17 protein-coding genes are annotated in these 26816 nt (G+C 37.9%); 5 read left to right on the top strand and 12 right to left on the bottom strand.

The annotated features are described in order from the left end of the window. Positions 1-2: 2 nt before the first annotated feature. The 7 genes from BM327_RS14160 to BM327_RS14130 all read right to left on the bottom strand — a co-directional run bounded on the left by BM327_RS14160 (position 3) and on the right by BM327_RS14130 (position 11878). The gene (locus BM327_RS14160; RefSeq protein WP_090252159.1) at positions 3-2000 is read right to left on the bottom strand and encodes a 7TM diverse intracellular signaling domain-containing protein; all 1998 of its coding nucleotides are present in this window, start codon (positions 1998-2000) and stop codon (positions 3-5) included. Between the two features lie 73 nt (positions 2001-2073). Further along, a complete protein-coding gene (locus tag BM327_RS14155) occupies positions 2074-4104 on the bottom strand; it encodes a 7TM diverse intracellular signaling domain-containing protein (RefSeq protein ID WP_090252154.1) in 2031 nt (676 codons plus the stop codon). A gap of 89 nt (positions 4105-4193) precedes the next feature. After that, on the bottom strand, positions 4194-5048 hold the full coding sequence (locus BM327_RS14150; protein WP_090252149.1) for a hypothetical protein: 855 nt from the start codon (positions 5046-5048) through the stop codon (positions 4194-4196). Between the two features lie 93 nt (positions 5049-5141). Next, positions 5142-5849: an SAM-dependent methyltransferase gene (locus BM327_RS14145; protein ID WP_090252144.1), complete on the bottom strand. Its 708-nt coding sequence runs from the start codon at positions 5847-5849 to the stop codon at positions 5142-5144. Then, positions 5849-6307, bottom strand: a complete 459-nt coding sequence (locus BM327_RS14140) for a low molecular weight protein-tyrosine-phosphatase (protein ID WP_090252141.1) — start codon at positions 6305-6307, stop codon at positions 5849-5851. The genes BM327_RS14145 and BM327_RS14140 overlap by 1 nt, the downstream gene beginning before the upstream one ends. 5 nt (positions 6308-6312) lie before the next feature. Beyond that, positions 6313-7107, bottom strand: a complete 795-nt coding sequence (locus tag BM327_RS14135; protein WP_090252138.1) for an SDR family oxidoreductase — start codon at positions 7105-7107, stop codon at positions 6313-6315. Positions 7108-7177: 70 nt separating this feature from the next. Further along, positions 7178-11878, bottom strand: a complete 4701-nt coding sequence (locus BM327_RS14130) for a T9SS type B sorting domain-containing protein (RefSeq protein WP_090252135.1) — start codon at positions 11876-11878, stop codon at positions 7178-7180. A 128-nt stretch (positions 11879-12006) separates the two neighbouring features. Between BM327_RS14130 and BM327_RS14125 the strand changes: the two genes are divergently transcribed. Both BM327_RS14125 and BM327_RS14120 read left to right on the top strand, forming a co-directional pair. After that, positions 12007-13545: a YifB family Mg chelatase-like AAA ATPase gene (locus tag BM327_RS14125; protein WP_090252995.1), complete on the top strand. Its 1539-nt coding sequence runs from the start codon at positions 12007-12009 to the stop codon at positions 13543-13545. A gap of 40 nt (positions 13546-13585) precedes the next feature. Next, the gene (locus BM327_RS14120) at positions 13586-15091 is read left to right on the top strand and encodes a hypothetical protein (RefSeq protein ID WP_090252130.1); all 1506 of its coding nucleotides are present in this window, start codon (positions 13586-13588) and stop codon (positions 15089-15091) included. Positions 15092-15401: 310 nt separating this feature from the next. Here the strand turns inward: BM327_RS14120 and BM327_RS14115 are convergent, their stop codons facing one another. The 5 genes from BM327_RS14115 to BM327_RS14095 form a co-directional block, all read right to left on the bottom strand. After that, positions 15402-16595 carry an ABC transporter permease gene (locus tag BM327_RS14115; protein ID WP_090252127.1) on the bottom strand — a complete coding sequence of 398 codons (1194 nt, stop codon included), beginning with the start codon at positions 16593-16595 and terminating at the stop codon, positions 15402-15404. After that, entirely contained in the window at positions 16588-17367 is a 780-nt protein-coding gene (locus BM327_RS14110) for an ABC transporter ATP-binding protein (RefSeq protein ID WP_090252122.1), read from the bottom strand. Before BM327_RS14110 ends, BM327_RS14115 begins: the two co-directional genes overlap by 8 nt. A gap of 252 nt (positions 17368-17619) precedes the next feature. Then, the gene (locus tag BM327_RS14105; RefSeq protein WP_090252119.1) at positions 17620-19251 is read right to left on the bottom strand and encodes an amidohydrolase; all 1632 of its coding nucleotides are present in this window, start codon (positions 19249-19251) and stop codon (positions 17620-17622) included. A 73-nt stretch (positions 19252-19324) separates the two neighbouring features. After that, positions 19325-21157 carry an AAA domain-containing protein gene (locus tag BM327_RS14100; protein WP_090252114.1) on the bottom strand — a complete coding sequence of 611 codons (1833 nt, stop codon included), beginning with the start codon at positions 21155-21157 and terminating at the stop codon, positions 19325-19327. A gap of 95 nt (positions 21158-21252) precedes the next feature. Beyond that, positions 21253-22647 carry a DUF5106 domain-containing protein gene (locus BM327_RS14095; protein ID WP_170853773.1) on the bottom strand — a complete coding sequence of 465 codons (1395 nt, stop codon included), beginning with the start codon at positions 22645-22647 and terminating at the stop codon, positions 21253-21255. Positions 22648-22914: 267 nt separating this feature from the next. On the opposite strand from BM327_RS14095, the gene fbaA reads away from it, so the two are divergent. From fbaA to BM327_RS14080, 3 genes are all read left to right on the top strand, one after another. Next, the gene (fbaA, locus tag BM327_RS14090) at positions 22915-23988 is read left to right on the top strand and encodes a class II fructose-bisphosphate aldolase (RefSeq protein WP_090252108.1); all 1074 of its coding nucleotides are present in this window, start codon (positions 22915-22917) and stop codon (positions 23986-23988) included. A 14-nt stretch (positions 23989-24002) separates the two neighbouring features. Further along, on the top strand, positions 24003-24848 hold the full coding sequence (gene accD, locus BM327_RS14085) for an acetyl-CoA carboxylase, carboxyltransferase subunit beta (protein ID WP_090252105.1): 846 nt from the start codon (positions 24003-24005) through the stop codon (positions 24846-24848). Between the two features lie 146 nt (positions 24849-24994). Continuing rightward, positions 24995-26803 carry an SGNH/GDSL hydrolase family protein gene (locus tag BM327_RS14080; protein WP_090252101.1) on the top strand — a complete coding sequence of 603 codons (1809 nt, stop codon included), beginning with the start codon at positions 24995-24997 and terminating at the stop codon, positions 26801-26803. Positions 26804-26816: the final 13 nt, after the last annotated feature.

Genomic DNA, 26816 nt, shown 5'->3' with positions numbered 1-26816 from the left:
GGTTAAATTTTAAATCCAATTAAGGTAAGGTCTTTATGTTGATCAATTTTTAAAGCCGCTACTTCCCGAAGCATTTCATCTTTTTGAAAAGAGATGGGAGCAGTACTTAAACTCATAAGTAGTTGTAAGAAATAATGTTTCCCCTTAGTGTTTAGGGCGGACTCTATTCCTTCGGTAAACAAGTAAATCTCATCATTTTCCTCTAAATCTATACCATGTTCTTGACTAATATAACTGCCTTTGTATTCCTCTGTTTGGTGTATGTATTTATGCTTGTCCAAAGGTTTTCCATTGCGCATAATTTCCAACATCTCTATATTCCCAGAGAAAGATAAATGATGATTAGTTTTGTTGTAAACCCCAACCATCAAAGAGTTTTTTGCATTTACCCCGTTTTTAGCCAATACAACATCCAAGCGGTGTTGAATGTAATTGATAACTCTTGCTGTATTACTCAATTTTTGAGAGTGAATGGAGTTTCTAATGGTCTTTAATATGATGGCATTTATCAAGGTTCCAGGTATACCTGTTTGGTCGGGTTTCCCTATGCAAAACAAAACTAAGTTTGGGTTGTTTTTGGTGCTAACCTGGGTAACCCAATAAAAGTCTGTGCTTAAAATTTCTTTGGGTTGAAAAATTAAAAAACTATCCGGAAACACACTTTGAATAGTCGCTTCATTGGTGAGCAGGGAGTTTTGTATACGCTTGGCATAGTGAAACGAATCAAGCAATTCTTTGTTTTTAATTTCGAGTTGTTTCTGTTGCTCTTGCAGGTACAAAGTCTCCTGATTGATCTTATTTTCTAAGTTGAGGTTATTGTGGTTTTTAATTTTGGTCATTTCTTTTAACCTCTTTTCTGCATCCTCTCTGTAAGATGAAAAAGCATCAATGATGTAAATGGCAAGCAATACTACAAGGGTAGAAAGACAGGTGTAGAGTATGTCATTAAAATTGAACTTCAAAAAACTTAAACCCGAAATTTTTAAGAGGTAGGCAATTACCAGAGTTATCACGGGGAAATAGGCAATCAGGTATTTTTGATTAACATTTCTAGGTTTTATCAATGCCTGAATAATGAGCACAGATACAATTATCACCTGTATAAAGAAGTTGTAAATACTTACGTAATTAAGTACTAAATCCAGGTTTCTCCAAGGGGAAGTTGAGAGAAGTATGAGTAGCCCCTGAAGCACAAATAAAGCAATAAAGGTCTTTTTCCAATAGCTTTTTCGTTTTACTATTCCAAAGAATGAATATGCAAAGATGAGGTGATTGAGTAGGAGGATGTGAAAAAGTACACGACTTATTACATAGGTGTTTATAGAGATAGACGAGAAGATAGAACTCGAGAAGTTTCCATCATAAAGTGCAAAACTGAGTGCTAATAAAAACGTAAAACTGATATTGAATAAATAGGCGTTGTCTTTGAGCTGTATGAATAAAAATGTATTCAGTGTAATAAAGAAGAGAAATACGCCGTAGTAAATACCAAAGCCCATTTGCTCTTTTAAATTGTCAGATATTAAACTGCTTTTATTGAGCAAATTCAATCTCAAATTGGTTATGATATCCGGGTTGTATATGCGGTAATAATTGATTTCTGGATATATGTTTAAGATGAAATGTTGGTGACATAAACTCCTTTGTTTACAGGGAATGTTGTAACCAGAACTATCGATTAATATATAGCCTTTATCTATCTTTTTGTACTGTTCTATACGCGGAGTTAATTTGTTTAAGATTTTGATGTATTTATTGTTTTTGAAGAGTCTTCCATCAATCTTTAACCAAATGAAATCATCGTCTAAATTGATGTGGTCATTTTTTGCATAAGAAATATAGAGTTGCTCTTGCTCTATGAGCTGTGAAATTTCATCTGAATTGGTGGTGAAATATTCTATTGAACTTAAATCATGACTAGTTGGTTCTTTCGAAGATGAAAAAACAAGTACCACCAAAATAGGTAGAAGTAGGAGTAGTATGGAGCGACTTATCTTCATTTTGAAAACAGCCTAGTTGCGCGAGTTGGATACCTAAAGTTAAAGCAATTTCAATGATTTCAAACTGCTTCATCTAAATTTTTAACCCGATAATACTCATGTCATCTATTTGTTCAAAATTGCCCTTCCAGTTTCTCATAAAGCCATCCAAACGAGCATGTTGCTCTACAGGTGTTAACGTGTTGATTTTGAGAAGTAAGTTTTTAAATTCCTTGTGTTTGAGCTTCTTGTTTTTTAAGCCACCAAATTGATCGGGATAACCATCTGTAAACAAATAAATAACATCATTTTTTTGAAGCTTAAGCTCCTGTTGGCTGTAATCGTACTCAATGTTTAAAGATCCTATAGGGTTTCTGTCTCCTTTAAGTTGAATTATTTCTTGGTCGCGAACGACGTAGATGTTGGCATTTGCTCCAGAGAAATAAAGTATGTTTTCTTCCAAATCCAAGCGACAAATAGAAATGTCCATCCCATCTCGTATGGTTTTTTTATTTTCCTTAGCCAGCGCGATGTTGAATTGCTTGTTGGTGTATTTTAAAATTTCTGCTGGTTCTGAGAGTTGAGCTTGTTTGAGTGCATTGTTCAGGGTGTTGATACCAAGTATGCTGAGCATGGCACCCGGTACGCCATGTCCCGTACAATCGGCCAAAGCAAGAATTTTGTATTTCCCCATTTCATTGATCCAATAAAAATCACCACTCACAATGTCTTTAGGTTGGAAAAATACAAAGGCATTGAGGTGATCTTCAATTTCACTTTTCAAAGGCATCACCGAGTCTTGTATCCTTTGAGCGTAATTAATGGAGTCTAAAATCTCCTTGTTTTTGTACAGCAATTGATCCGATTTTTCTGAAAGCTGTGCAGTTCGGATATTAACCTTTTCCTCCAATAAGGTAGCTTGTTCTTTAATAAGTTGATTTTTTTCTTCCAGCTGAAGTAAAGCCTCTTCCTTGTACATCTTAAACCTATCTACTATCGCAAAAGAAAGGAGAATAACTTCTATAGAAGAACCTATTTGCAAACTGTACTGGGTTAAGAAATTGCTGGCAACCCATCCAAAATTTTTGAGTAAGAAGATAAAAACGGAGATGAACAACAAGACAAAAGCCAAGAAAAAAAAGCGGGCAGGTCTGAATTTCTTTTTAACCGCATAAAGAGAAATAGGAATGATAGCGATGTTGAGTATGAAGGTGATAACATTTACTGCAACTACCGAAATTTTATAGCACATAGGCACTGGAATGCAGGAGAGAATAAAGACCCCAAGCAATAAGAAACTAGTGAGGGTTAAGGCTTTATTTACCCTAGGCATAAGTGTTTTAAGTTGCAAAAAGGAGCGTACAAAAAGTAACAAGAAGAAAACTCCCAAACTTGCCATTATGGGTAACATGTGGTTGGCTAAATACGGACTCGAAGGCCATAAATATTGAAAGCCATGTCCACCCAAACCTAACTGTAACAACATGAGTCCTATCAAATAAAGGACATAATAGAAATTCGGTGTGAGTTGAATTCTAAAGTAGATGAAAAAGTTAAAAAGCAGTACAAAGAGTATAATTCCATAATAAATACCCAAGATAAACTGCTCCTCATAATCCCTTTTGTTTAAGGCTTTATTAGAGAAAAGATACGCCGGTATTGCAAACTGATCACCAGCATTGTCAAAACGCATAATGATGGTTTGAGAACCTGTTAAAGGAAAGTGGAAATATCTGTGTTCATCAACTCTTTTAGAAAAAGGAAATTTATCGCCAACCTCGTATTCTTGAAAATAATTTTTTTCATTCTTAACGAATAGGGTGACGTTATCTAGATATGGGTTTTTGAGTTCTAAAATATAATTGAAACGTTGCGGAGCACCTATGTATAGCTTTAGCCAAACAGCACCATCATAAAAACCAAAATTTAGAGTGTTCTGATTTAAATAATTGAATTTTTCTTGGGGTAAATTATCGATGTTAAAGGCTCTGTCAGGATCCATAATCACCTCTACATTAGAAGAGGTCAATTCAACCACCGTTAGGTTTCTGTCTACTTGTATAGACTTTCCCTCTAGCGGAAGCAACATCACGAAGATGAAAATGATGAAGTTTAGTTGTTTCATTTTCTAATTATCAAACAAAAATAAAAGCCCTTCACAAGTTGTAAAGAGCTTTTCGATGAGTAACATATTTATTAGTTTAAATCCCTGTTTTATACTTCAAACGCTTGAGCGTGAATAATGTTTCCGTTCATACTTAATTTCACACTGTATTTTCCAGGTGTCCATCCTTCTACTTTTAAGTTGAAACCAAAACTGTAACTTCCTGGCCTTGTAATAGGCAGGCCATCTCCCAAATGTTTAATTAATTTGTCATCTGCATCGTACACGGCATAACTCAATTTTCCTGCTCGTTTAAATTCGTACTCTAAATCTCCTTTTACCTCTACAGGTTGACGTGATATGTTGCGATTTTCGTCCATTTCATATTCCGTTACCGTGCTGTACCAGTTATCTTCTACGTGTTTAATTTCAGCAACTTTTTTACGAAGATTTTTAACGATAGGGTTATCTATATCGTGTATATCGCTTAAACTGTGGTCGTCAGAAATTGCCCAAATGGCAGCTTGCTTAGAATGATTGTCTAGCCTTTTACCATTGCAGAAATCTGCTAAACTTAGAAGGTCTTTAGAGCTTGCCTTAGACATTTTAAAACTTGAGTTTTCTGAAGGAGCGGAGTTAGAGGCTTGGCAACAGTAACCGATTAAAGGAAATGTTTCCTCTTCATTACTTTTAACAAAAATGTCTTGGTCTTCTAAGATGAAAATATCTTGATCTCCTTCATCTTCGGATAAAAACTGCGTTCCGTGGGTTATGGTTAAAGGTACTTTTCTTCCCTTTAGCCATTTGATTTTTATATTGATGGAGGTGCCAGAATAATCTCCTGTTGAAAGGAATTTGGCCTCTACCATACCTTTATCTATGGCTTCTTGTAGAGAAATTGAGTGGTTGTCGGTGTTGAAGTAACCGAAAGTGAGGGCAGTGAGTAAAACGATTAAACTTTTCATGAGATTTGTTTTTAAGCTAAGAAAATAAAGATGCGCTCACAAAGAAGGCATCTTTATTTCCATAAGACTTTCATCTCGAAAAGTTACAAATAATTATCTACCAATGGCAAATATAGTTGGTCGCTTGTGCAGATCAAATGCATTGTCGCGCCAATCCTTAACCGTCATGGTTTGAATGCGTTCTGTTGGAAGTGTTAAATCACAAGCAATACAAACTTTCGTATCGTCCATCAAATCATTCAATAAATCTTCCAGAACGTTCATGTTTCTAAAAGGTGTATCCATGAAAAGGTGAGTATTTCCATTTCTTCTGGCATCTCCTTCAAAGTCTTTCAAGGCTTTGATACGCTCTTTTCTAACCTTAGGTAAGTAACCGTGGAAAGAAAAGTTTTGTCCATTAAATCCACTTCCCATTAAGGCGAGAAGAATAGACGATGGTCCTGTTAATGGAGAGATGAAATGTCCTTTCTCGTGGGCTAAAGCTACCAACTCTGCACCAGGGTCTGCAATACCCGGACAACCTGCTTCTGAAATAATAGCGACGTTGTCACCGTTACTCAAAGGCTTTAACATTTTGTAAAGTTCAGCAGGATCCGTTTTTTTATTGAGGATGAAAAACGTGCTTTCATCAATAGGAAAGCTTCTGTCCATTTTACGCAAATATCTTCTTGCTGATTTAATATCTTCAACAGCAAAGAACCTTGTTGCTTTTGCCAATTCACTCACTTCTTCAGGAATGACGTGTTTGTACCCTTCAGAACCTAAAGTTGTAGGGAGTAAATAGAGTTTTCCTTTTGCCATTATTTTAAATATTTTTCTACGATTTTATCTGTTGCTATATCTAGCATATTGTAAACATCTACAAAGCCTTGGTCACCGCCATAGTATGGATCTGGGACTTCCAGGTCCATGCCTGGATTAGATTCATTCAATATCATCTTTACCTTGGCTTCATCCGCAGCATTGCGCGCTAATTTTAAGATGTTATTGTAGTTACTTTTATCCATAGCGTAAATGATGTCGAATGCATCAAAATCTGCTACTTCAAATTGTCTTGCCCTTAAAAAGTCTATAGGCGTACCAAATTGTTTTCCTGTTGCTCGCATTCTTGGATCTGGAGCTTCACCTACGTGATAGGCAGCTGTTCCTGCAGAATCTACAACGGTATCTAAATTGTTCTCTTCAACTTTTCTTCTGAGTAAACCATCAGCGATGGGAGATCGACAAATGTTACCCAAACAAACCATTAATATTCTCATATCTTTTAGGTTGCGCTTTGTTTTTTTATGATTTTATAAAAGAGTTTTGGAAAGAAACGCTTCACGGTTACTGCCATGATTTCTTTGTTTCCGATTAAAACCTCTTTTTTATTTTGTTTGAATGCTTTGAGTAATTTCTCTATGCATTCTTCCACAGGCATTCCCGTTGCTTGGTTGTGATCCATTACCCCGTGTGCACCGCCATCTTTGTTGAGTGCATGCTTAGAAATTTCTGTATTTATCTTTCCGGGAAATACCAACAATACATCTATGTTATTCTTCTCCTCCTCTAAACGTAGGGCTTCATAAAAACCTTGTAAAGCATGTTTAGATGCGGCATAAGCGGAGCGTAAGAAGAAGCCAAATTTTCCAGCTATACTAGAAATTACGATGATTTTACCGTGTTTTTGTTGTTGGAAAACGGGTAAAACGGCTTTGGTCATAGCAATATTTCCAAAGTAATTGATTTCCATAAGTCTACGGTCCACTTCTAGTGGTGTTTCATGAGCTTCAGAACGTTGAGAGAGGCCTCCGTTGTTCATCAACACATCTATTTTTCCATAATGGTCCAATACAGCTTTAACCTTAGGAGAGAAGTCTGCATTGTCCTCCAAATCCAAGGGAAGTACTAGGTGATCATCCGGACGAGGTAAACTTTCTTTAACGGCCTTCAACTTTGTTTCGTTACGCGCAGATAACACAATTTTCGCACCTAATTCTGCACATTGTTTGGCCATTTCTGCACCTATTCCAGAACTAGCTCCTGTTACCCAAATCACTTTGTTTGCTAACCAACTCATAGGTCGCAAAATTAAGTTTTTATTTAGATATTAATCTAGATTCAAGGGAGTATCTCTTTACGGATGAAACTTATTCGCTAATGATGGTTAGAAAGCCTGTATAAGGTTTCGCTTCCTTGTCATCTGTGTCTTCATAATAGATAAAGAAATAGGTTCCATCGGAGAGTCCAACACCATTAAAAGTATTGTCGTAATGGTCTTTCTCATAAATTGGATTCCCCCATCGGTTGACTATTTCTAAACGGTTACGCGGATGTTTTTCTGAGTTTTTAATGATGAAGTAATCGTTCATCCCATCTCCATTCACAGTTATAACATTCGGAACCACAGGCGTACATGAGCTCAATTCGAGTTCAAGGGTATCCGAAAAATAACACCCATTTTCATCTATGTTGGTAAGTATTATGGAATTGAAATCATTGAAGACATAATGAGGAACTTCATTACTGCCGTTTTCCCAATAAAGCGTATTCAAGCCATCGGGAGGATAAATTCCATAAAATTCCTTTCTACAAATTAAAGTATCGTTACCCAAAGAGAATTCAAAGGGTAGGTAAAGATCCAAATAAAGTGAATCAGAGAAGTTGCAGTTACCGAAAACTTCAATCTCAACATTGTACCAACCTATGTTTACCGAATCTAAATCATTTATACTTACCGTTGAAGTATATTGATTACTACCATCAGGAAGGGTCCAAATAAAATTGGTATTTGGAATTTCGTCTGCATAGAGGTTTAATTGAGTATGAATACATGCCGCTGTGTCTAATTGAATGAAAAAGTTGTGGTTATTGGTATTGTATACTTGTACAGAGTCTGGGATGAAGGGACAATTGTTTACATCTAGTCCTTGTAAAACATAGTAACCATCTTCAAAGCTTTGATCTACATATAGCGTTTCATCATCTGTGAAAAAACTGTTTTCAAATTCCCAGTAGAGGGAGTTGTAACTGTTGAGGGTATCATAGACCTCATCTGTAGAATTTTTACAAATGAAACTTGTATCTGTATTTAATTGAAGGGTAAAGGATGGAAAAACAGTGATGTACATGGAATCTTCCGTACTACAATATTGGTTGCTAGCAGTTAGGTAATACATGCCACTGTTGTTTTCATCTATAGGGTAAATTACAACATTGTTTCCAGTATAATTTTCATTGTTGCTGTTGGTCCATTCATAATTGTCTGCAGGGTCTTGAGTGGCTAAAATAAGACTATCATTATGACAATAAAATTCGTCCATTAAGAAAGTAATATCACTGGGTAGGTTACTGAGTGCAACCGTAAAACTATCGGTGTAAGGTCCACAATAAGGCCTGTCTATGGTATAAACTAAGGTAAAAGGATCTGTTAGAGTTTGGATGACATAGGTATTCTGTGTAGATACCAAGTTGTTATTGATAAACCATTCTATGCTTCCGTTTCCTGTATAGGTGAAAGCGGCAGAATCGCCAATACAAAGTGTGGTATCCGGAAAATCCATGTTTTCATTGCCAAAGAAATAACCTATGCTTACTGTATCCGTTGAGGCTACACAGCCGTCAGTAGAGGTGGCGGTGACAGAATAATCTCCTGGTGAGCTTACCCAAATACCGTTGGTGTTTTCTCCATTGGGCGACCAAGTATAAGTAGCAAGGCCGGGAGATGTTTCAACATATATGGAATCTCCTATACAAAATAAGGTGTCTCCAACATTTAAATCTAAGGCAAGCGACATATCTTGTATGTACACTGAGTCTGTAGTTGTGATACCACATAATTCTATGGTACAGTAGTAGTAACCAGAGTCGCTGACAAAAATACTGGCGGTAGTATCTCCCGTTGGATCCCAATAAAAGATTGGGTTTCCATAGTATTCTACTTCGAGTTCTAAACTATCATTTCCGCAAAGAACTAGACTTCCACTAATATCGATATTAGGAGTAGTATATTCATTCACACTAAAGTCATCCGTCGTGATTTGACAAGAGTCTTCATCCATGATAATACAATAGTAATCTCCTTGGTCAAATACATAAATGGAAGAGGAATTTCCAACAGAGTTTCCATTCGGACCTATCCAATTGTATGAAATGTTGGAGGGTATGTCGGGTACGGAAATAAGGATGGAATCTCCCGGACAAATTACCGCCGGAGATGATGAACTTGTTACAGAAGGAATGGGTTTATAGTTGATGAATTCCGCCAAAAATACATTGGTAGAACACCCACTGGTAGGATGTGTTAGGATGCCTTGAAAGACATATCCTCCAGGTTCATCCACGACTATAGTTGTATTATCTGCAGAGGTACTCACTATCCCGGGGCCACTCCAAACGAAATTCGGAAGTGAGGTGTCTGCTACTATAACCCCGGTTCCACCAGGACAAATGAATACAAGTGAATCTACATCAAAATTTATCGAAGGAACCTCTAAAACATCAATGTAAAAGGAGTCAATAACGGTAAGGGTATCCAAGTAAGTTCCACAGGTATTGTCATAGCCAATAACTATGCTGAAACTGAAGTCGTGCCAACCCGTTGAATCTATCAAGAAGGAATTTACAAAATCTACCCCGGCGCTGATGGAATCATAGGGCGCACCATTCCAACTTATTTCCATGTATTCTCCATCCCAAAAAATATTGTTTCCTGTTGGGTTGGTTATTGCATCTAGGGCATAAATATTAATGTATTCACCCTCACAAAAGGCGATACTATCATTTACAGCACCTATTAATTTTAAGTAGGGAGAGATGGTGTCGTAATCTATATCTTCTAGGTAAAAGTTAAAGGTTGAATTGGAAATACAACCGTATTCGTTCTCTAAAAGTATTTGGTATTGACCGTCTTGATATAAATCATTTGCCCAATTGGTGTCGGAAATAACGCTTCCTCCATAAATTATACTCACGTCCATATTGGGAGGGACAGTTTCTAATTGTATGTCTATAGTATCAGGATCACATAAGTAAACATCCAAGTAAGGATCGTTCTGAACGTTAATACCTTCATCATCGGTTAACCATAAAGTAGGAGGGGATGGAAGAATTTCAACGTAAAGAGAGTCTATACTAGATCCACAACCATCTAATCTAAATTCTTCTAAGTAATAAGTTTGAGTGCTAGAGAGTGAATAGGGAGGTAAACCTGGTACACTGTTATTTAAGGTCACAGAAACAGAGGGGCCATTTGTCATGTATGCACTGGTATAATTTGTAGAAAATCCATTGCAACCAATTAATGAGTCTACGTCAGGGTCAAATGCTACGGCTACAGAATCAAGGCAAGCGCCGGTGTTATCTTGGTAGTAATTGTAAGGAGGTTGAGTAGTGCCTTCATAGGGTTCGAATATGAGTATGTCCAAATTTCCGCCTGTACCCAAACCTGTATTAACTCCACAACCGTTTAGAGTTAGTTTATCCGCATTATTGATGTAGGTAGGAAACCCTGTAACACCACCAAAGGCCATGTAAAAGTTGTTTTTAAAACTTCCACACACCACAGGATTGTTTGTCCCGTTTAAGGAAATTCCGTGCGTCATGTCGTCATCTAAACCTCCTTGATGTCTATCCCACTGTTGGGTTCCAGCTGCATTGAATTTCATCACAAAAATGTCATTCCCGCCAATTGAAGTCCAAAGCGCTGTTCCATAATTGGGTCTTATTTCTTCTAAATTACATTCAAAAGTTCCTGTGAGGTAACTTTCGCTGTTGCCACTTAAGGCAAGTGCTCGAACGGATAAAGGGTTGTTAGATCCAATAGTTTCTCCCCAGACGTAATTCCCTGCTGTACTTGTTTTAAGTAGGAAGAAATTGTTAGAATAATAGGTGGTGAGTGTTTCATTACTACTCGCTCCATAATAGATGAGGTCACCTTGAAAATCACCCGTTACCAAAAGATCGCTGCCGTTAATTTTGAGATCTATAGGAGAAATTGGATTACCTACTATTTTTCGAAACCAATCCAGTGTTCCAGCTGCAGAAAATTTTGCAGTGTATCCGGCATTCAATTGTTGGTTAGAAATGGTAACACCATCTATGGTCAAATTGTCAGAAAAATTTCCAGTAATATATAAGTTGTTGGATGCATCATGATCTACTGCAACTGCTTTGTTGTTGAAGTTAGAAATTCCTGCTTTCGACCAAACCAGGGCTCCAGAACTGTTGTATTTAATAAGGAGTATAGCCGAGGCTGGACTCCCCGTTGAGGTATTGGTGGGTGTGGTGTAGGTGTTGCTTCCTAAGGTTAAACTACCCTCAAATTGTCCGGCAACGATTACATTACCCAAATTGTCGCAGGTTACACTATGTCCTGTTTCTGCATCCGTTCCACCTACTTTATTCGCCCAAACCACATTACCGTTAGTGCCATTTAACTTGGCAACAAATAAATCTCTTGATCCACTTGTAGAGCTTAAACTAATGGTTCCAAAATTAGCAGTTCCAAAAAAGTAACCGGTGATATAGACATTACCGTTATTGTCTATGTCTAGATCCAACCCTCGTTCTGCTCCACTTCCACCAAAGGTTTTTACCCAGAGAAAATTCCCCGCATTGTTCATCTTGGCCACAAAAATGTCTTGACCGCCGTAAGCGTTTGTAGTAAGTCCACCAAAATTGGATTGACCACCAACAAAACCTGTCAGGTAGCTATTACCAGCATTATCTGTTTCTACATCCAAGGCCTCATCTATGGCAGAGCTGCTTGCTTTTGTAAGTAAGTTTTGAGCGTTAAAAGGCTGAGAAATAAACAGTATTAGAAAACTAAGTAGTAAGCGCAGTTTTTTCATAGGGTGTGATTGGTATTAGGACTAACGTATTTGAACCTCAGAGGGTTGTTTGTAAAGTGAACGAACTTTTTAATTTTTTATTGAACAAAAAAATGCTTAACTTCTACCTCAACCTTAACCTAAGTATTATGTTAGTAAAAACCTATGGAAGTTCCGTGTTCGGAATTGATGCACTGACCATCACAATTGAAGTAAATATTGGTAATGGCTTAAACTTTTTTTTGGTAGGATTGCCAGATAGTGCGGTAAAAGAAAGTCAGCAAAGAATTAAAGCCGCCTTGGGGAATAATGGCTTTAGATTTCCCGGAAAAGAAATAACTATTAACATGGCTCCAGCCGATGTGCGTAAAGAAGGAAGTAATTTTGATCTTCCCATTGCTCTCGGAATTATGGGGGCTTCGGAACAAGTATTGACCGATAAATTTTCTGATTTTTTAATCCTTGGAGAGTTATCATTAGATGGCGATCTCAAACCCATGAAGGGTGTTTTACCCATCGCCATAAATGCAAAGAAGGAAGGTTTTAAAGGTATTATCTTACCCTATGAAAATGCGAAAGAGGCAGCCATTGTAGATGAATTGGATGTGTACGGAATGCTGCACCTAACAGAAGTGGTTGATTTTTTTAATGGGGATAAGATTTGTGATCCTGTTAAAGTCGATATCACGCAAGAGTTTTATCAGAAATTAGATGAGTTTGGAGTGGACTTTCGGGATGTAAAAGGGCAAGATAACATTAAACGTGCCTTTGAAATTGCTGCTTCGGGTGGACATAATGTGCTCTTGATTGGTCCTCCAGGTGCCGGAAAATCCATGTTGGCCAAACGCCTTTCAACTATACTTCCTCCCATGAATATTTCAGAAGCCTTGGAAACCACTAAAATCCATTCGGTAGCCGGTAAAATGGATGCACAGTTAGGTTTAATTACACAACGACCTTTCAGAAAGCCTCACCATACCATAAGTGATGTAGCACTCGTTGGAGGAGGAGGTTATCCACAGCCGGGAGAAATTTCTTTGGCCCACAACGGGGTGTTGTTTTTAGATGAATTACCAGAGTATAAAAGATCGGTTTTGGAAGTGATGCGACAACCCTTGGAAGATAGACAAGTCACTATTTCCAGAGCCAAGTTTACGGTAGAATACCCTGCAGGATTTATGTTGATAGCGGCCATGAACCCTTGTCCTTGCGGTTATTACAATCATCCAGAAAAGGACTGTATGTGTCCGCCGGGTATGGTACAGAATTACCTAAATAAGATCTCAGGTCCCTTATTGGATAGAATAGATTTGCACGTTGAAGTTACACCTGTAAGTTTTGATGAATTGGCGCATCATCAACCCAAAGAGGGGAGTAAAGAAATTCGTGAGCGTGTAATTGTTGCGCGCTTGATTCAAGAAGAGCGGTTTGCTGGCGAGGTTGGAATACATTGTAATGCTCAAATGAGTAGTAAAGATTTAAGGTCGCATTGTGCCATTGATGAAGCGGGGAATGCAATTCTAAAAAAAGCCATGGATACGCTAGGACTTTCAGCTAGAGCTTATGATAGAATTTTAAAAGTAGCCAGGACTATAGCAGATTTAGAAAAGGCTCCTAAGATATTAACCCAACACATTGCAGAGGCTATTCAATTTAGAAGTTTGGATAGAGAGAATTGGGCCGGTTAAACAAAAGTATTCTTAGTATTTTTGGCGGAAATTGATATCCATGAAATCCATCTTTATACTTTGTTTTCTCTTGTTGAGTCAGGCTTTAATTGCCCAAAAGCAATATACCAGTAAGTTGCAAAAAGGAAATGTCTTTTTAGATTATCATCCTGTTAGTATGCCGAATGGGGAAGTTGACATGGGCTTTTCTGGTGTTCATTTGAATTTAGAATTGAAAGAACATTGGTATGGGGGACTCGGGATTTATGGTTCTGTACACGGAGAAAGAGGCGGTTTTTTTACCCTTGGGTTTGATTTGGCGTATCAGAATTACCTCACCAAAAAAATCTATTATGATTTAGGTTTTCATTTCGGTGGAGGAGGAGGGGCTTCAGCACCTGATGGAGGAGGAGCTTTTATTTTACCACATGTCAATTTGGGTTTAGATTTAGAATTGATGAAATTATCTGCAGGTTATAGTTATGTCAATTTCTTTGATCACGGAAATATAGAAAGTCATCAATGGAATGTTGGACTCTCTTTACCCATTTCATTTTTACATTCAGACTTTAACCGAAGAGCTACGTTTTTAACTGATTCTAATAAGGATTATGCCACTTGGAATCATAGCGCTACCGAACTAGAATACAAACTCCACCTTAATAATCTGTATAACCAAAGAGGGAATTTAGTAGGGAAAACGATACACTTGGTGGGGCTGGAAGTACTCCGACATGGGAAGAGTATTAGTGTCTTTTTTAAAGCCGACGGTGCCTATAGAGGTATCAAAGCGGGGTATATGGATATTTTATTTGGAGTAGGTAAAAAGTTAGATTTCCTAAAGAATAGAATGCGTTTAACACCCAAACTCGGTATAGGTGGGGGCGGAGGTGGCGGCCTCAATACTTTTGGTGGCTTGTTCTTTTATGGAAGTACGGAACTGTCTGTACGCGTTTCTTCTGCTTTACGTCTTTTTGGAGATGTAGGAATTTTAAGCACTCCAGGTGTTGATTTCTTGAGCACGAACTACGGTTTTGGCTTAGCTTATAACGTCTTTCAGAATGGAAACTATTATCCGCATTCATCAAGAAACTTTTCGCAATCATCCAGCTTTAAAGGTTTTGAAGGAGCACTCACGCAAGAATATTATTACCGAGCGCAGCGTGTAACGGGCAAAATGGTAGATATGCAACAAATTGGATTTCAATTGAATTTTTATGTGCATCCAAGCATTTATGTTGGAGGTCAAACTTCTTTCGCCAACTTCGGTGATGCAGGAGCTTATGCTGAAGGGATAGCCGGTATTGGTTATAGAACTCCCAACTTTTTTAAGGATAAAATGCACGGTCATATTCAAGTGCTTGGAGGGGCCGCAGGAGGTGGAGGTATTAGTACAGGACAAGGGTTGATTGTTAAACCAAGTCTCGGACTTAATTATCACCTTAATTCTAGCTTGAGTGTAAAGGCTAACGGAGGCTATATCAATGCTTTAGGAGGTAATTTAAACACGTGGTTTGTGAATTTGGGTATAGGGTATGAACTATCTTTGTTGTTCAACCATCACTAAAAACCTGTATTTCGTCATTTATTATTCGTTGCGATCTACTTATTATTCAATGCAGAGAAAACGAATTTTTTAATTCATCTTTGTAGAGAACTTAATAGCAGTGAGTTTAGTAGGACGTTGAGTGAGGACTCAGCGGACTACAGGTTAATTTTTCGGGTTGTAGGGAACCCTATTTCCTACTGGTTTTATTGGTTAAAACAAGGGGAGCAGCATTAATTTGTTGCTCCTTTTTTGTGCTTCTATGTTTTTGAAAAAAAAAGGAGCAATAGTTACCTATCGCTCCTTTCCGGTTTTATTCTCAATTAAGGCCTTACAACACTACATTTCCTTCCTTGTCGAATTGCTTGTAAGAAACTCCTACAGCTATTGCTGCAAGGGTTAACATTACGCCAAAACTAAGGGCTAACAATACAGGGTCTAAAGTTCCTGCAATTAATTCTTTAGTGGCCAATACCACATTCACTACAGGTATCATAGCTGTTGTATAATCCAATTCTATCCCTGGGAAAAATCCTACCATAGCAGGTAGTACTATTACGATGTTCAATGGTGTAATAATACTTTGCGCTTCTTTAAATGATTTGGCATATACACAAATCGGTATCATTACTCCCGCAAAGAAAATGGTTAACGGAATAAGTAAGACATAAAGCATGGCGATAAATCCTGGAGAAAGTATGCTGTGTACTACTTCTATAATTCTCGGATCTTCTGCCATGTCAAATACTTCAAAAGATAGGTAAAGTCCAACCAAAGCAAAAGTAGATGCTGCCAACCCTGAAAGTACAACTACTCCCATTTTACCAATTAATATTTTGTAACGAGCAACAGGTGTAGTTAATAAAGTTTCTATGGTACCTCTTTCTTTTTCTCCGGTAAATAAATCTATGGCCGGGTACATACATCCTATAAAACCAAAGGCGATAAACAGGTAAGGTAAAACACCTCCTACTAATTTACCCAAAACCTCTTTGGTAGAAGCGATGTTCACATAGTCAATATTTACTGGGTCTACAGATGTTGCAGAAATTTGCAGGTCGTCTAAACGTTCTCCTTTCACTTCGGCTTTAATTGCTTCCATGTAGTATTCTGCTCTTTCTTTGTAGCCCAAATCTGTAGCGTTAAAGTAAAGTTTAATGGTTTTCATTTCGCCATTTTTAGGCGCTTTTTCAAAATCCAAAGGTGCTTCAACGGCTAACTGAATAGAGTCTTTTTTGATCAAATTCTTCAAGCCAACAGTATCGGCCATATAGACCAATTGTTTGTCTCCTTGCACATTGGGTACTTTCTCCAGTTGCTTTGCAAAGTAGCTATCAGAACCATTTCCTATAACGGCAATATTCAAGGTTTTACTTGCCGCCTCTTGCTGAAAACTTTCAGAAACTCCCGTGAAAACATTAAGAATAATCGGAAAAATCAGCAAGGGAATAACAATCATCGTCATCAGGGTTCTTCTATCCCTAAGCGTATCCTTCAATTCTTTAAGAAATATCTTATTAATCATTGTGCTGCGTTTTAGTTTGATTAACAATGCGAATAAATTCTGCCGTAATATTTGGAGCTTCCATATTCGCCTTAAAATCTGCCATACTTCCTTGGTACAACAATCCTCCTTTGTGGATAATGGCTAAATCATCACACAAAAGATCTACTTCACTCATAATATGACTCGAGAAAATCACTGTTTTCCCTTCCTCCTTACAATTGCGAATAAGGGTAATGATGTTTTCTGCAGTTATCACGTCCAAACCACTTGTAGGCTCATCAAACACAACAATTTCAGGATCGTGTATCATGGTTCTGGCTATAGAGACCTTTTGCTTCATCCCCGTACTCAACTTACCAATGCGTTTGTTTTGGAATTCGTGCATGTCCATTAAGTCGTACAGATATTTCTTACGTTTTTCAAAATCGTGCTTTTCTACTTGGTATAAATCTGCGAAGTACTTGATGAGTTCATTCGGTGTTAATCGAGCGTATAGTCCCGTAGAACCTGTTAAAAAACCAATCTTTTTACGTGCTTCTTGTGGGTGAGCCACGGCGTCAACACCGCCGATTTCTATGCTACCAGAACTGGGTTTGTATATTGTAGAGAGCATGCGCATGGTAGTGGTTTTCCCCGCTCCATTTGGCCCTAATAAAGAAAAAATCTTTCCTGGTTCGCAGGTAAAACTCACGTTCTTAACAGCCACGGCTTTATCTTCCGTAGTGTTGAGTTCTTTCTTTAATTTTCGGGTCAACACAAACTCCTTGCTAAGTTGTTCAACTTTTATCATAGTGTGTTTTTTGCTTCAATTAAAAGTAGAAAAATTAAAAGTTTAGGTTGAACTATTTACAGGTGCGGTTCTTTTCTGGGATGGATGTTAGGAAGAGAAGTTTTATACGACTGCCTACCGCTAAGCAAGAAGAATAAATCTTGCTTAGCGGTTCTAATCCATAATATGTTCTACTCTTCCCAAGTATTTTGGTGACGGGGTGCCACTGCTGTTTTTGGCAGAAACATCCACCACAGGTGCACTCTTCTCAGCTTATAACCCCATGGAGAAAACGGCTTTTCCGTCTATGAAAGTCATCCAAGCATAATTGGGTTGGTAATCTCCTGATGTTGATAATGGGTGATCTAAAATGACGAAAGTAGCTTGTTTATTTTTCTCAAGAGTTCCTACCTTTCCTTCTTGGAAAGAGGCTATTGCCGGCCAAATAGTCATGGCTTTTAAACTTTCATGAAAACCTATGGCTTCTTCTTTTTGAAATCCACCCTCTGGCATATTTTCGGCGTTTTGTCTGTTAATGGCAGCATGTAGCGTTAAAAATGGATTCATGTGCTCAACAGGGAAGTCTGTTCCAAAGGCAATAATGTTGTTTTGAAGCATTAAACTTTTATAGAGGTAGCCTGAATTCTTTAATCTTTCTTCGCCCAATCTATTGGCAGCCCAAGGCATGTCAGATACTGCGTGAGTTGGCTGCACAGAAGGTATTACCCCGGCATGTTGAAAGAGTTTTAAATCGTTAGGGTGTACAATTTGAGCATGCTCAATTCTCCACCTGTGATCTTCAACGTCACTCATTAAGGTATCGATGAGGTGTAATAAATTTCTATTGGTAGAATCGCCTATGCAATGCGTGTTAACTTGGTAATTGTTCTCTTTTGCAAATAGTGCAATGCTCGCAACGTCTTTCATACTCGTAGTTAAAAAACCATTGCCTGCATGATCGTGATAAGGATGAATTAAACAGGCTCCTCTACTGCCTAACGCTCCATCTCCAATTATCTTAAAGCTTCTAACTTTTAAAGGACCGTTGGTGTAGTGCCCATTTTTAAGTACGAAATCAAAGGCCTCTTGAGTAGGCAAAAGCATGCCGTATACTCCGATTTTTAATTCACCAGAAGTGGCCATTTCATCCAATATTCTGAATTCTTCCATGTAAAGTCCAGCCTCGTGTACATTGGTTATTCCATATCCTAAAAGTTGACGTTGAATATCTTTTATACTTTCTTTAATTTCTTGGTCCGACGGTTGGGGTAAACGGTCGTTGATTAAACTCATGGCATTATCCATTAGAATCCCTGTAAAAACACCGTTTTCTTTTAGTAATTCACCGCCTTCTATCAGCGTATCTACATTAAGTTGAAAGTATTCTACGGCAGCTTGGTTGATAAGCATGGCGTGTTCATCTACTCGCGTACACACAACGGGCTGATTGGGAAAGGCTTTGTTGAGTTGTTCGAAATTTGGTAATTGGGTTTCTCCCCATACATTCTGGTCCCAACCATGGGCAACAACTACCAGCTGCTCTTTTTTATTAAGGTGTTTTTCTATGCGTGTAATCATTTGAGCGTAGGAAGTACTCCCTCTCAAATCACATTTTAGATTGTTTAAAGCGAGTATAGAAATATGTCCATGTGCATCATGAAAACCAGGGTAGATTTCCTTTTGTTCCGCGTTAATTTCCTCGCTAGCGCTGTATTTGTTTCTTATTTCTCTTTCCGGACCGGTTTCCAAAATTTTACCATCCTTAATGGCTATGGCATTATGTACTTCACCCTCTTTGTCCAAGGTGTGAATGCGTGCGTTGTAAATTACTAAATCTGCGTTCTCTCCTTTGAAACAAGAGGTAAGGAGTAAGCTTAAGGTAAGGAAATAGAAAATGTTTTTCATAGCTTTAATTTGAGTTACGAAAATACAAATCTAAACGCGCTTTACCACATAAATAATGGGCAAGAGATTTTTGCTAATACATCACCTCAAACACGCTTTTGTACGCTTCATGACTTTCTACATAGTTCAAGAATTTACTGTAGAAATCATCGTTTCCAAAAGTGGCGCTATCACCAATTACAAAGAGTTGTTTTTGTGCTCTGGTTAGGGCAACATTCATACGTCTGTAATCTTTTAAAAAACCTATGTTTCCTTCTGTATTACTTCTTACTAAGGAAATGAAAATGATAGGTTTTTCTTGACCTTGGAAGGCGTCTATGGTAGAGCACTTTATACCGTCTAAGAGTTTTTTAGCTAAACTCACTTGGGCGGCGTATGGACTTATAAAAGCAATGTCTTTACGCTTTAATTTTAGGTCGTCTATCAATTTTTCAACGATGCGTATTTCCTCCAAATTACTCAAGCTGTATCCATCTTCTCCTTGTTTTTCTGGAGCTTCATAACCTGCTGTGTCGTAAAATTGAAGCGCATTTTCGCTATTGGCTTTTAGCGGTTCATCCGTGAGTAATTCTCCTTTATAGAAGTATTCGCTTGAGAAACTAGCGATTTTCTCTTGCATCCTGTACTGCGTATTCAATAAATAAGTAGGAATCTTGTGTTGGAAACTCTGTTCCAATATAGAAAGTGTTAGACCATCTCTGGCTGCAGCATCAGAAATTACAGTAGGAGGGAGCTGGAAAGGGTCTCCGGCTAATACTAGTTTGTCCGCTTTTTCTATAGCTACCCAAGCCATGGGTTCTAAACATTGTCCTGCTTCATCTATAACTAAAGTATCAAACCTTAATTCCTTTAATAATTCATCTTGTAAACCAACGGGTGTTCCTGTAATTACTTGTGCTTTTTCTACCGCTTTTTCTACAGAAAAGGCTTCCAATTGTTTTATTTCTTGACGTATAGATTTAACCTCTTGGTATAAGAGTTTGCGTTGTTCTCTTTCCGATTTTCCGAAATTACGTTTGTATTGTTGGGCCATTTTGCGCAATTCATTGGCTTGGATTTTTAAGCGTTTAATGCGTTTTTGTTCTTCGGCGTTTTGCGCAACTCCTTCTGTAGTATGAACGAAAAGTTCTTCATCTATTTTGGCTGCATTCCCCATGCGCAGCACATCTATGTTTTGATGAATCAGACAACGCGTAAAATGATCTACCGCTGCATTACTTGGAGCGGTTACAGCAACTTTTTCTCCTTTTTTCAGGAGTTCTAGAACGGCAGCAACAAGCGTTGTGGTTTTTCCCGTACCCGGAGGTCCGTGCAAAATGCAAACATCTTCATTGTCAACCACGGCTTTAGCCGCTATGGCTTGAGAAATATTTAAACCTTTGATTTCATTCGCTTCTTCAACAGCAATGTTTTTACTTGCTTTGATGCCGTGAACAATATCAAAGAGTTGAGCTGTATGCTTGTCTTCTCCTTTTTTAATAGCCTTTAAGGCATGTAGCATGAATTTAAAACTCTTGTCGTCTGGAACGAGTTTTATTCCCAAATTTCTTTCTTCTATCCATTCTGGGAAATCAGGGGCAAACAGGCGAATTTCACCGCTTCTGTTGTTTAAAAATACCAACTGTGCATTACAGCTTTGTTGTTCTTCATGATGGGCAAAAAACTCCAAGGCCACACCTGATTTGAAGTTGCTCGTATCAGTTTCGAAAGGCAATTCGAATTCTATGATGGGGTAGTCGGCAAAACCATATTTTCTGCGCTTAATTTTTAAAGGATGCAATACCAAACCTTGTGCTTTCAAGCTCTTTAAACTTACGTTCTCGGAGAAGTTCCACTTGTCTTGTTGTGCTTTTTGTTCCTGCTTAATTAAGGTAATTAAATGTTCTGCTTTTTCCTCCCTATTCATGCGACCTACTTTGGGACGAAGGTAAGGAAAAGCTCGGATAATTGGAATGAAAAACGGGCGAGGAATAAAGGTTGATTCTGCTTTTTTTTCAAAGTTTAAAGCGCATTTAACAGGGGTTGAAGTGAATTTCCTCGCATGATGATTTTATTATCAGCATCTAAGAGTAAATAATAAAAATCACCATAATTTCTATAAACCTCTGTGTAATCTTCTTTAAACAAATCACCCGCTCCTAGGGTGAAAACCCAGTTCTCAGCATTGGTTAATTGGTGGTCGTTTAGTTTTTGGAAATGACTTTTGTGATTTCCTCCTTTATCAACAGCATAAACTTGAAGTTCTGTTTTTGGTAGCGTCTCTGTAGCAAGTTTAAGCTCTTGGAGTTTGCCCAGACTTTCTTCTTCTAAAGAGCTCCAAAACACAAGGATTTTATATTTGCTTTTTATGTCCTGACGATTCACTTCTTTTCCTGTATGGTCAGGTAAAGTAATAGGAGGAGCTATCTTGCCCAATTCAGTTCGTCTAATTTTCTCCACGCTTTTACGCATGTTTTGTAGCGTAATGGCATCAACCCAGTCTGCTTTTCCTTTGAGGTAATATTCTTCAACCAAAAAAGCATAAATAGCAGCGCCGTGAAATGAATTTACTTTGGCGTAGTTATTCACCATCTCTATTAAGGTGAATTTGTACATCTCAGGGTTTACTTTCAAAGTATCTAGCAAACGGGTAAGTCCTTCTTTTTGCTGGATAGAATCTTGGAGGTAAAGCGTGTTTAAATATCCTGTAATCAAGGGGTAAAATACATCTGTTCGTATCAATCCAGCCTCCTTTAAATCTAGGTTGTCGAAATAGTGTTTTTTGTAGAGTTCTATTCGTTGTTGCTCATATTTTTCCTGACTCAAACCTAATTCATCAGCAGTAGGGATGCGAATAGGAATGTTCGCTTTAAGAGCTTTAGAAACCAGAAAAGTGGGATGATTTAGTATAAACTCACTTTGTAAATGTTGGGCGGAATCGGTGATGGCTTTTAAATCTTTTTCGGCCTCTTCTTTTTGTTTTCCTTGGGTGTATTTAGACTTTTCTTGTAAGGCTCTATAGTTGAGTAATAAACGGAACTTTTCTTTGGCTAAATTATAATAAGCTTCATTTTCAAGGGAACCCGTCACCTGAGCATCGCGCACAAAGTAGGGAGGCCTTGTACTTGTAATTGTGAAATGCTGATCTTGGTTAATTACAACTATCTCTAAAACTTGAGTGTTTTCTTTCAGTACCAATTTATAAACACCAGGTGCTAGTTTTTCCTCTCCTTTGAAATTAAACTGACCTATCGTCGATGTGTCTTCAGCAGCTATATATTGTTTATCACCGTAATGATAGGCCAAATACAAGGTTTGTTCTCCGTCTAGATTCATGTTTATGGCAATGTCATATCCCTTTTGAGCGCTAAGTTGCAGGGAGAAAAGTAGGAGAGAAAACAAGATGAATAGCTTCATTGAGATTGCTTTAAAGTTTGTTTTTTGACTAAAATAAAGATTGTGTTTAGAAGGGAGAAGAATAAAAAGGATAAACGAAGAAAGGTGATGTAGGTGACGCATGTTTTTGAAATTTCCCGTGACTTTAAAAAGGATTCAATAGGGGCATGCATAAGAACTTTGAAGGTTTCTAGTTCCGCCCAAGTAATCGACCTTTAAATTTAAAGCCTAAGCCCATCGCTTTTTTATAAATTCCTTTATTTTTGCAACCTAACAAAATTTGAAAACATGGCACACAATATAAAACCAGGAGTAGCTACAGGAGATGAGGTTCAAGCGATTTTTGCGCACGCAAAGGAGCATGGATATGCCTTGCCAGCAGTAAACGTTGTTGGTTCTGCATCAGTAAATGCGGTTATGGAAACAGCAGCAAGATTAAACTCACCTGTAATTATTCAGTTCTCTAACGGAGGAGCTTTATACAATGCAGGTAAAGGTTTAAACAATGACGATCACAAAGCGGCTATCGCAGGTGGTGTTGCTGGAGCTTTACACATTCACGAATTAGCAGAATTATACGGAGCTACTGTTATCTTACACACAGATCACGCAGCAAAGAAATTATTGCCTTGGATAGACGGTTTATTAGATGCGAGTGAGAAACACTTTGCAGCAACTGGTAAGCCTTTGTATAGCTCGCACATGATAGATTTATCAGAAGAGCCATTGGAGGAAAACATTGAAATTTGTAAGCAATATTTAGAGCGTATGTCTAAAATGGGCATGACTTTAGAAATTGAATTAGGAATTACAGGTGGTGAAGAAGATGGAGTTGATAACACGAACGTTGACAACGCATTATTGTACACACAACCAGAAGAAGTAGCGTTCGCTTACGAAGAGCTTTCTAAAATTTCTGATCGTTTTACTATTGCTGCAGCATTCGGAAATGTTCACGGAGTTTACAAGCCAGGTAACGTTGTTTTAACGCCAGTTATCTTAAAGAATTCTCAAGAGTTTATTCAAGAGAAATACAACACAGGTGCTAACCCAGTTGATTTCGTATTCCACGGAGGATCAGGATCTACTTTAGAAGAAATCAGAGAAGCGATCGGGTACGGTGTTGTTAAAATGAACATTGACACGGATTTACAATTCGCATTTACAGAAGGGGTAAGAGATTACATTTCTGAAAATATTGAGTACCTTAGAACTCAAATCGGTAACCCAGAAGGGGAAGAATTGCCAAATAAGAAATATTACGATCCAAGAAAATGGATGAGAGAAGGTGAACTTACTTTCGGTGCACGTTTAGAAAGATCTTTTAGAGATTTAAACAACGTGGATTCACTTTCTAAATAAGTAAAAAAGCATTTATGGTTTGGTTTAAAAGAGAAAAAGAGGGGATTACTACCTCTACTAAAGATAAGAAGGAAACTCCAGAAGGTCTTTGGCACAAGTGTCCAAAATGTAAGACCGTAGTTACAGCAGAAGATCATGCGAAGAACTTTTACGTGTGTGACCGTTGTTCTAACCACGATAGAATTGGTTCTGAAGAGTACTTCCAAATCTTTTTCGACGAAGGGAAATACAAAGAGTTTGATGCGAAATTGAGTTCTGGTGACCCGTTGAAATTTACAGATACAAAGAAATACACAGATAGAATTAAAGCAACACAGGCAAAAACTGGTTTAACAGATGCTATTCGTTGCGCGAAAGGTGATATTGATGGTCAACCTACCGTTATTGCAGCTATGGATTTTGCCTTTATTGGTGGATCTATGGGATCTGTAGTAGGGGAGAAAATTGCAAGAGCAATTGATCAAGCTATCAAAGCGAAATGTGCCTTTATGATTATTTCTAAATCAGGTGGTGCACGTATGATGGAAGCAGGTTTATCTCTAATGCAGTTGGCGAAAACTTCTGGTAAGTTAACGCAATTGGCAGATGCAGGATTACCTTACATTTCTTTCCTAACGGATCCAACAACAGGTGGTGTTACTGCTTCTTTTGCAATGTTAGGAGATATCAACATTGCTGAGCCAGGAGCTTTAATCGGGTTTGCTGGACCAAGAGTTGTGAAGGAAACAATAGGTAGAGATTTACCAGATGGTTTCCAAACATCAGAGTTCGTTTTAGAGCACGGTTTCTTGGATTACATTGTTGAAAGACAAAACTTAAAAGCAGAAGTTTCAAAATCTATTCGCTTATTCATGAGCTAAGAAGATTTTTAGAATATATTAAAAGGTCTCGTTGATTGTCAGCGAGACCTTTTTTGTTTTGGAGTATAGTACCATTGATCTTGCTCAACTTTATTTTTCCATCCAAAGAAAAGCTCTAAATTGAGGAGGTATTAAACTACTACGCTATGTATAAAGTTATTGCCTTTTTTGTGAGTCTAATTAGTGCTTGTTGGTTGATGGCGCAAACTGAACGCATATCTATTGATTTTGGAGGTGCTCACTCACCTTTTCCATGGAACAATATAAATGATGCTTCATCGGGATCTGTAAATGGTTTGATGAATAATTTCGGCTTTGCCACTACCATTAATCTCTCCATTACCAATGCGTTTACTGGAGTGAATACTTCAGGGACCCAAACGCCTAATAGTTCTCTAGGAATTCCCTCTAATGCTTCGGGCGACAGCTTCTTTGGGAATATGGTAGACTTTAATGGTCAACTTCAACCAACAGCAACAATAGAGTTTGATAATCTAGATGTGGCTAAGGAGTATACACTTACCATTTTTGCTTCTCGTTTGGCTACAGATAATAGAGAAACGGAGTATGTATTATCGGGTGTTAGTGTTGATACTGCTTATTTAAATCCGACTAATAATACGGTTAATATGGTTTCATTTACTATGTATCCAGATGCCAATGGTGTGTTGAATTTATCCTTAACTGCAGGACCGAATAACGATAATGCTAATGGGTTTTATTATCTGGGAGCGTTGCAAATGGAGTATGCATCGGATAGTGTTTACCCGCAAGAATTAGAGGTTTTAAGTCCGAATGGAGGTGAATATTGGCAGGTGGGTAGAACGGTTGATATAACCATGAGAAATACCCTGCAAGAAAATGTTGTTTTGTCTTATAGTTATGATGGAGGGGTAAATTGGAGTACTATAGATACCGTGGCTCCTTTTACAGCTGAATATGCTTGGATGGTTCCAAATACACCTTCTCAGCAATGTGTTGTAAAAGCTGAAAGTGTGTCTATGAATGATGAATCTGATCATTTGTTTGAAATAGCAGATACACAAGATACTTGTAGAATAGTGGTGATAGGGTCTTCAACTGCCGCAGGAGCTGGAGCTTCTACGCAAGACAGTGCTTGGGTGTACAGGTATAAACATGAGTTGTACCGAAGGGATACACGTTATGAAGTGTTGAATTTAGCCGTTGGAGGTTACAATACATTTAAATTAATACCCACGGGAACGCCTATACCGAGTGGTGTAAATCAAACCATAGATGTAAATAGGAATATTACTGCAGCACTGGCTTTACATCCTTCTGCGGTAATCGTAAATCTTCCTTCTAATGACGCAGCGAACAACTATGGGGTAGATATGCAGATGTATAATTTTGACTTAATGCATCAAGCCTCTGTTCAACAAGGGGTGTCATTATATGTGTGTACTACGCAACCACGCAATTTTTCAGATCCAGCAAAAATTCAAATTCAATTGGATACACGTGATTCTATTTTAGAAGTGTATGGAAATTATGCTTTGGATTTTTGGACAGCCACAGCTGACGTTAACCATTATATTTTACCGCAGTACAATTCTGGAGATGGTGTACATTTAAATGATGCTGGACATAAGGTGTTGTATGATATCGTGATGAATGCAGAGGTAGATGAAGTTTGTGCCATTGATTATGTTGGTTTGACTTACGACGATGTTTCTATCGAACTTAAGCTATACCCAAACCCTTGCGGGAATGAGTTGAGTGTAGTTATAGAAGGTGGTAGTGTAGAGAGTTTTGTTTTCATGGATGAAACGGGAAGAGAACTGTGGAAAACCGGAGCTTGTAAAATAGCGGATGGGGTCTATAAGATAGATTTATCTGGATTGGAATATAGAGCTTGGATGTATCTTAAAGTATTCGGTGAGAAAGAAAATGAAAAATTTTTAAGGACTTTTCCTATTGTTCGCCTATATTAGAGGGAAACCAAAA

The organism is Lishizhenia tianjinensis, assembly GCF_900116425.1.
GTDB classification, from domain to species: Bacteria; Bacteroidota; Bacteroidia; order Flavobacteriales_D; family Crocinitomicaceae; genus Lishizhenia; species Lishizhenia tianjinensis.
Note: the sequence above shows the minus strand (reverse complement) of the source record. Positions and strands in the feature narration are given on the sequence as shown.

Excerpts from the sequence above, each read along its gene's own strand:
- BM327_RS14120 (WP_090252130.1), top strand. The coding sequence starts at position 13,586 with ATGAAATCCATCTTTATACTTTGTTTTCTCTTGTTGAGTCAGGCTTTA.
- BM327_RS14095 (WP_170853773.1), bottom strand. The coding sequence starts at position 22,647 with ATGAAGCTATTCATCTTGTTTTCTCTCCTACTTTTCTCCCTGCAACTT.
- BM327_RS14160 (WP_090252159.1), bottom strand. The coding sequence starts at position 2,000 with ATGAAGATAAGTCGCTCCATACTACTCCTACTTCTACCTATTTTGGTG.
- BM327_RS14110 (WP_090252122.1), bottom strand. The coding sequence starts at position 17,367 with ATGATAAAAGTTGAACAACTTAGCAAGGAGTTTGTGTTGACCCGAAAA.
- BM327_RS14115 (WP_090252127.1), bottom strand. The coding sequence starts at position 16,595 with ATGATTAATAAGATATTTCTTAAAGAATTGAAGGATACGCTTAGGGAT.
- BM327_RS14150 (WP_090252149.1), bottom strand. The coding sequence starts at position 5,048 with ATGAAAAGTTTAATCGTTTTACTCACTGCCCTCACTTTCGGTTACTTC.
- BM327_RS14105 (WP_090252119.1), bottom strand. The coding sequence starts at position 19,251 with ATGAAAAACATTTTCTATTTCCTTACCTTAAGCTTACTCCTTACCTCT.
- accD (WP_090252105.1), top strand. The coding sequence starts at position 24,003 with ATGGTTTGGTTTAAAAGAGAAAAAGAGGGGATTACTACCTCTACTAAA.
- BM327_RS14130 (WP_090252135.1), bottom strand. The coding sequence starts at position 11,878 with ATGAAAAAACTGCGCTTACTACTTAGTTTTCTAATACTGTTTATTTCT.
- BM327_RS14100 (WP_090252114.1), bottom strand. The coding sequence starts at position 21,157 with ATGAATAGGGAGGAAAAAGCAGAACATTTAATTACCTTAATTAAGCAG.
- BM327_RS14155 (WP_090252154.1), bottom strand. The coding sequence starts at position 4,104 with ATGAAACAACTAAACTTCATCATTTTCATCTTCGTGATGTTGCTTCCG.
- fbaA (WP_090252108.1), top strand. The coding sequence starts at position 22,915 with ATGGCACACAATATAAAACCAGGAGTAGCTACAGGAGATGAGGTTCAA.
- BM327_RS14125 (WP_090252995.1), top strand. The coding sequence starts at position 12,007 with ATGTTAGTAAAAACCTATGGAAGTTCCGTGTTCGGAATTGATGCACTG.
- BM327_RS14080 (WP_090252101.1), top strand. The coding sequence starts at position 24,995 with ATGTATAAAGTTATTGCCTTTTTTGTGAGTCTAATTAGTGCTTGTTGG.
- BM327_RS14140 (WP_090252141.1), bottom strand. The coding sequence starts at position 6,307 with ATGAGAATATTAATGGTTTGTTTGGGTAACATTTGTCGATCTCCCATC.
- BM327_RS14135 (WP_090252138.1), bottom strand. The coding sequence starts at position 7,107 with ATGAGTTGGTTAGCAAACAAAGTGATTTGGGTAACAGGAGCTAGTTCT.
- BM327_RS14145 (WP_090252144.1), bottom strand. The coding sequence starts at position 5,849 with ATGGCAAAAGGAAAACTCTATTTACTCCCTACAACTTTAGGTTCTGAA.